The organism is Alistipes sp. CAG:268 (genome assembly GCA_000434235.1).
In the GTDB taxonomy this organism is placed as follows: domain Bacteria; phylum Bacteroidota; class Bacteroidia; order Bacteroidales; family Rikenellaceae; genus Alistipes; species Alistipes avistercoris.
The window spans coordinates 73882-80062 of the sequence record FR892023.1 but is presented as its reverse complement, the minus strand read 5'-3'; the positions used below and the strand labels follow the sequence as shown (position 1 = coordinate 80062).

Annotated in this window: 6 protein-coding genes; 2 read left to right on the top strand and 4 right to left on the bottom strand. The window is 62.3% G+C overall.

Annotated features, from left to right (window positions below; all coding sequences use genetic code 11):
• The 4 genes from QZL63_RS10980 to QZL63_RS10965 form a co-directional block, all read right to left on the bottom strand.
• The coding region (locus tag QZL63_RS10980) for a methionyl-tRNA formyltransferase (protein WP_290587198.1) at positions 1-422 on the bottom strand (422 nt) is incomplete at its 3' end.
• Between the two features lie 4 nt (positions 423-426).
• Positions 427-1650, bottom strand: coding sequence for a bifunctional 3,4-dihydroxy-2-butanone-4-phosphate synthase/GTP cyclohydrolase II (locus QZL63_RS10975; protein ID WP_022309337.1), 1224 nt, complete (start codon positions 1648-1650; stop codon positions 427-429).
• Positions 1647-3128: an LptF/LptG family permease gene (locus tag QZL63_RS10970; RefSeq protein ID WP_022309336.1), complete on the bottom strand. Its 1482-nt coding sequence runs from the start codon at positions 3126-3128 to the stop codon at positions 1647-1649. The genes QZL63_RS10975 and QZL63_RS10970 overlap by 4 nt, the downstream gene beginning before the upstream one ends.
• Positions 3125-3958 (bottom strand): metal ABC transporter permease, encoded by an 834-nt coding sequence (locus QZL63_RS10965; protein ID WP_022309335.1) that lies wholly within the window; start codon positions 3956-3958, stop codon positions 3125-3127. Before QZL63_RS10965 ends, QZL63_RS10970 begins: the two co-directional genes overlap by 4 nt.
• Before the next feature lie 97 nt (positions 3959-4055).
• Here QZL63_RS10965 and mtaB point away from each other — a divergent pair, with 97 nt between their 5' ends.
• On the top strand, positions 4056-5354 hold the full coding sequence (gene mtaB / locus QZL63_RS10960) for a tRNA (N(6)-L-threonylcarbamoyladenosine(37)-C(2))-methylthiotransferase MtaB (protein ID WP_022309334.1): 1299 nt from the start codon (positions 4056-4058) through the stop codon (positions 5352-5354).
• 40 nt (positions 5355-5394) lie between these two features.
• Positions 5395-6177: a hypothetical protein gene (locus QZL63_RS10955; protein WP_022309333.1), complete on the top strand. Its 783-nt coding sequence runs from the start codon at positions 5395-5397 to the stop codon at positions 6175-6177.
• Positions 6178-6181 lie beyond the last annotated feature (4 nt).

Sequence of the window (6181 nt, the reverse complement as noted above, 5' to 3'; positions counted from 1 at the left end):
AGGAAGGTCGTCACTCCGGTCTGCCGTTCGCCGTTGATGATGGCCCAGTTGATCGGCGCCGCGCCGCGGTACTGCGGCAGCAGCGAGGCGTGGAGGTTGAACGTTCCCAGCCGCGGCATGGCCCAGATGACCTCGGGCAGCATGCGGAAGGCGATGACGATCCCCAGATCGGGGCGCAGCTCGCGCATCGCATCGACGAACTCCCCGGCCTTCAGCTTCTCGGGCTGGAGGATCGGCAGCCCCAGTTCGCGGGCGGCTGCCTTCACGTCGCTTTCGTGCATCCGCTGTCCGCGTCCGGCGGGTTTGTCGGGTGTGGTCACCACCGCCACGACGCGGTATCCTCCGGCAACGAGCGCGCGGAGCGACGGCACGGCGAACTCGGGCGTGCCCATGAATACGATACGGAGCTGTTTCGGATCCATTCCTCTATTTTTTCTCCAGGCCCAGCGTGTGGTGCATGCGCTCCTGCTTGGTCTCCAGATAGTGTTCGTTGTACTTGTTCGGGGCGATGACGATCGGCACGATCTCGTCGATCTTCAGCCCGTATCCCTCCAGCCCGGCGCGCTTGAGCGGGTTGTTGGTCATCAGCCTCATGTGGCGGATCCCCAGTTCGCGGATGATGCTCGCACCCACGCCGTAGTCGCGTTCGTCGGCCTTGAATCCCAGTCGCAGGTTGGCATCGACTGTGTCGAGCCCTTCGTCCTGCAGCTTGTATGCGTGGATCTTGTTGCAGAGTCCGATGCCGCGCCCCTCCTGGTTGAGGTAGATGACGGCACCCTTGCCCTCTTTGTCGATCATCTGCATGGCGCGGTGCAACTGTTCGCCGCAGTCGCAGCGGTACGACCCGAAGATGTCGCCCGTGACGCACGACGAGTGCACGCGGATCAGCACCGGCTCGTCTTCGGTCCATTCGCCCTTGGTCAGCGCCACGTGCTCCACGCCGTTCGATTTCTGGCGGAACGGCGTGATGCGGAAGTCGCCCCACTCGGTGGGCAGCGGCACCGTCACGCCCTTCTCGACGATCGACTCCTCGCGGAGGCGGTAGGCGATCAGCGAGGCGATCGAGACGATCTTGAGCCCGAACTTGCGGGCCACCTCCATGAGCTGCGGCAGGCGGGCCATCGTGCCGTCCTCGTTCATGATCTCGATCAGTGCGCCTGCGGGCTGCAGTCCGGCCAGGCGGGCCAGATCGACCGCAGCCTCGGTGTGTCCCGGACGGCGCAGTACCCCTTTCTGTCGGGCGCGCAGCGGGTTGATGTGTCCCGGGCGCCCTAGGTCGCAGGGTTTGGTGTTCGGGTCGGCCAGCGCGCGGATCGTGGCGGCCCGGTCGTGGATCGATACGCCCGTCGTGCAGTCGTGTCCCAGCAGGTCCACCGTCACGGTGAAGGGCGTGCCGAGCAGCGAGGTGTTGTTCTCCTCCATCATGTTGAGCCCGAGCTGTTCGCACCGCTCCTCCGAGAGGGGGGCGCAGAGCACGCCGCGGCCCTCCTTGAGCATGAAGTTCACGATCTCGGGGGTGATCTTCTCGGCGGCGATGATGAAGTCGCCCTCGTTCTCGCGGTCCTCGTCATCGACGACGATCACGATCTTGCCGTTGCGGAAGTCCTCGATGGCCTCCTCGACGCTGTTCAGTATCGGTTCCGTATTCATTTTTTATCTCGTTTTGTTTTGATTTTCAATTTGTGCAGCAGGGGCTCCATGCGTTCGCGCAGGGCCTTGATCCTGCCCGCATACCAGTCCGTATCGAGCAGAGCCGAGTCGTTGGTGGCCTTGTAGGTGAGGTACATGGCGATCGGCGTGAGGATGAAGGTCGATAGCCAGACGCCGTAGACGGCATCCCAGTTGCCCTCCTTGGCCAGCTTCTCGCCCGTGATGCTGATGATGTAGTAGATCACGAAGAAGATCACCGACACGACGACCGGCAGACCCAGTCCGCCCTTGCGGATGATGGCGCCGAGCGGTGCGCCGATCAGGAAGAAGATGATGATCGACACCGGGAGCGAGATCTTCTTGTGCCATTCGACCTTCGAGCGGTAGAGCTGGTCGAGGGCCTCCTTGGCGTTCGACTCGTCGAACGAGAACATGTTGCGCGAGTTCTTGGCCATGCGCCGTGCCTGGTCCCACACCTTCTCGCGGTCGCGGACCGAAAGCGAAGCGATCGAATCGGCGACGGCCAGGTCCCCGAACCGGCTCTTGTCCACGCGCAGGCTGTCCGGCAGGGGCAGCACGCTCGGGTCGCGGGCGAAGATCTGCTCCTTGAGCAGCGGCTCGTAGGAGCTCGTGGTGGCCGTATTGACCTTGATCTCCAGCGAGTCGATGTCGTTCTGGAGCTCGTTGATGTTCTTGGTGCTGGAGTTCGAGAAGAGGTTGGCGTCGGTGCGTTCCATGGCGAATCCCTCCATGGGGATCACCTGCTTCTCGAGGTCGAAGATGTGGTGGCGCAGCGAACTCTGGTTGAACCACTGCGAGTTGCGTGTCTGCTCGTAGGTTTCGCCGTGGAAGAGCGTCACCAGCAGGAAGCGCTTGTCGTCCGAGAGCCGGATGTAGCCCGAGTCGGCGACGATGGTGTTCATGTTTCCGCTGGCGTCGCGGTTGTCGTAGATCAGCACGTTGTGGAGCAGGTGCGTGTCGGGCTCCTGGTGGCTCACGCGGATCGACATGTTGTCGATGCCGTTGAAGAAGAGTCCGTCCTGGAACTCGAGGGCCTGTTTCTGCTGGCGGATGTCGTAGAGCGTGCTGTAGAGTTTCTTGTTGGCTGTCGGAACGAGGTTGTTGCCGATGAAGAAGCTGGCCACGGCCAGCACGCTCACGAGGATGATGAGCGGCTTGGTGATCTTCACGAGCGACATGCCGGCCGACTTCATGGCCAGCAGCTCGTAGTTTTCGCCGAGGTTTCCCATCGTCATGATCGCCGCGAGGAGCATCGAGAGGGGAAGTCCCATCGGGATGAGGTTCGCCATGAAGTAGGTCATCAGCTCGATGATGATTCCTGCACTGAGACCCTTGCCCACCAGTTCGTCGATGTAGCGCCACACGATGTTCATCATCAGCACGAACATGACGATGAAGAACGTGAGCACCATCGGGCCGAGGTACGACTTCAGGACGAGCTTGTGTATGGTTTTCATGCGGCGGGGCGCGTTTTTTTCCGGTACAAAGTTAATAGTTTTACGACAATAAGCGTAAGCGTGAGGGTAAATATTATGGCGGCGCCGGGCGGAACTTCGAAATGGTAACTTGCGGCCAGTCCCGCGACGTTGCCGGCGACGGCTACCGCGGGGGCTGTCGCGGCGATGGTGCGGTAGTCGCGCGAGAAGGCATTGACGACGGCCACGGGGATCGTGAGCAGCGAGATCAGCAGGACGATGCCCATGATGCGGATCGAGAGGACGATCGTTGCGGCGACCAGCGCGGCCATCAGGTAGGAGACCACGCGTGTGGGGATGCCGCGGCTGCGGGCGAAGTCGCGGTCGAAGGCCACGTACATGATCGGGCGCAGCCAGAGGAGCGCTCCGGCAAGGATGACGAGCGTCAGGAGGGCCAGCGCCGTGACATCGCCGCGTGTGACGGTGACGATGCTGCCGAACAGGTAGGCCGACAGGTCGCCGGAGGTGTATCCCGGGCGCAGGCTCATGAACAGCGCCCCGACGGCCATGCCCACCGACCAGATGATGCCGATGGCCGAATCCTCGCGGATGCGCCCGCGGCTTCCGGCCCACTCGATGCCGAGGGCCGAGAGGATGGCGAAGAGCAGCGCGCCGCCGATGGGGTTCGCCCCGAGCCAGAAGGCGATGCCCAGTCCGCCGAACGAGGCGTGCGTGATGCCGCCCGCCAGGAAGACCATGCGGCGGCAGACGACGTAGGTCCCGATGACGCCGCACGTGATGCCCGAGAGCAGGCAGGCCGTGAATGCGTTGAGCAGGTATTGGTAATGGACGAGGTCGCTGAAAAATCCCATGCTTTTTTCGATTGCGCGCAAATTTACGTTTTTTTCCCGGAAAAAATCGCTCCTTTCGCACGGATTTCGTAATTTCGTGCCCGAAAAACACTATTCCATGCAACCTCGCAGAGTCAGTTTCCATACCCTCGGCTGCAAGCTCAATTTCTCGGAGACCTCGACCCTCGCGCGCCAGTTCGAGCAGGGCGGTTTCGTGCGGGTCTCCCCTACGGCCGAGGCCGACATATGTGTGATCAACAGCTGTTCGGTGACCGAACACGCCGACAAGAAGTGCCGCAACCTGATCCGGCGCCTGCATCGCCGCAACCCGCAGGCGATCATCGCCGTGACGGGATGCTATGCGCAACTCAAACCGCACGAGATCGCGGCTATCGAAGGCGTTGATATTGTATTGAGCAACAACGATAAAGGTAATTTATATAAACGGGTGGTTGAACTTGCGGGCAAGGGCCGCGCGCAGGTCTACAGTTGCGATACCGACGAGCTCACGTCGTTCTTCGCGGCCTTCTCGAGCGGCGACCGCACGCGGGCCTTCCTCAAGGTGCAGGACGGCTGCGACTACTGTTGCTCCTACTGTACGATCCACTATGCCCGCGGGGCGAGCCGCAACCAGCCCGTTGCTGAACTGGTCGAAGAGGCCCGCCGCATAGCAGCGGGGGGCCAGCGCGAGATCGTCATCACGGGGGTCAATACGGGGGATTTCGGCCGGACGACGGGCGAGCGTTTCATCGACCTGCTGCGTGCCCTGAACGACGTCGAGGGGATCGACCGCTACCGCATCTCGTCGATCGAGCCGAACCTGCTGACCGACGAGATCATCGCCTTCTGCGCCGCATCGCCCAAATTCCAGCACCACTTCCACATTCCGCTCCAGAGCGGTTCGGACCGCATCCTGGGGCTCATGCGCCGCCGGTACACCACGGCCCGCTTTGCCGAGCGCATCGCCGCCGTGCGGCAGGCGATGCCCGATGCCTTTATCGGTATCGACGTGATCGTCGGTTTCCCCGGGGAGACCGAGGCCGAATTCCGCGAAACGTACGATTTCCTGGCGCGCGTCGAGCCGGCCTTCCTGCACATCTTCCCCTTCTCGGAGCGTCCCGGCACCCCGGCGGTCGATCTGCCGGGCAAGGTCCAGCCCTCCGTGGCGACGCGCCGCGTCGCCGAACTCGAGGAGCTGTGCGCGCGGCTTCACGGCAGCTTCTGTGCCCGCGGCGAGGGAACGGAGGCCGAGGTGCTTTTCGAGAGCACGATGCGCGGGGGCATGATGTTCGGCTTTACGGGCAACTACCGCCGGGTGAAGGTGCCCTACGACCGCTCGCGGATCAACCGCATCTGCCGTGTGAAACTCGGTGCGATGGACGAATCTCACGACCTGACGGGTGAAATTCTGGATTAATTTCCTATCTTTGCGGAAAAAGGTTAATATCGAAGCGACTATGACGGGTATGCGCAAACGGGTGACGGCCGGGTTTCTGAGCATCGTCTGCCTGCTGTTTTTTTCGGGGATGGTCTCGTTTCTGGAGCTGAGCCGCCTGAGCCGCGACACGGGGGAGATCCTCGGGGCCAACAAACGCAACATCGAGCTGGCCCGCGAGATGCTCGATGCCGTGCACGACCAGAACGTGGCGTTGATCCACATCTCGGTCTTCGGCGACCGGAGCTACGACAGCCTGTGCATGGCCGGCATGGAGCGGCTCGAGAAGACGTTGCGCGTGGCCCAGGCCGAGGCTTTCGATAAGAGTTTCCTCGATTCGCTCGCCTTCGCCACGACCGAACTCCGCCTCCTGACGGACAACTACCTGGCCTTCGGCGCCGGGGCGGCCGACAGCGTGCGCCTCACGGTGCCCGACTCGGTGGGCGGCCGTTGGTATAACGACGAGTACGAGGCCCACTACGACCGGCTGACCGCCGCCATCGAGAACTACATGACCTCGACGCAGAGTTCGCTGGCTCCGCGGGCCGAGCAGATGAAGACGAATGCCTACCGGGCCGTGACACCGGTGCTGATCTCGCTTGTGGTGATGATCGCCATCGTGCTGATGTTCTACTACTTCATCCTTGTCTACTGCGTGGATCCCGTCGAGCGGATGATCCACAGCCTGGACGGGTACCTGCGTTTCCGGACGCCGTTCACCGTCAAGGGCGAACTCAAGGACGAGATGCTGGCCCTGCGCGAGAAGATCGAGTCGTTGATCAACCTTGTCAAACAGTCGAAATAGGATC